This window comes from Bacteroides sp. CAG:633 (assembly GCF_000435115.1).
Taxonomy (GTDB): Bacteria; Bacteroidota; Bacteroidia; order Bacteroidales; family Bacteroidaceae; genus Bacteroides; species Bacteroides ndongoniae.
In genome coordinates this window covers 3,290-3,549 of sequence record NZ_FR882988.1, presented here as the reverse complement: position 1 = coordinate 3,549, position 260 = coordinate 3,290, and the positions used below count along the sequence as shown (strand labels likewise).

General features: G+C 43.8%; 1 pseudogene. It reads right to left on the bottom strand.

Annotated elements, in window-relative coordinates:
• Nucleotides 1-260, bottom strand: a pseudogene (locus QVP67_RS02060) (mechanosensitive ion channel domain-containing protein); the annotation flags it as partial.

The window sequence follows — 260 nt, the reverse complement described above, 5'->3', positions numbered from 1 at the left end:
GGGAAGCCAATGCCTTCCTTATTGAACTCGGCATAAATGTTCTTGTTCATATCGAAATAGACATTCCAGTAGTCTGAAGTCTTCACCCACACACGTATCACCACATTTACACTGCTGGCATCCAATGCATGTAAAGCCACATAAGGTTCGGGAGTAGTCAGAATACGTGGTTCGGCAGCTATAAGGCTACGAACGGTTTTCTCTACCTTGTCATAATCTTCTCCATATTCCACACCTACTATCCACTCTACACGACGATT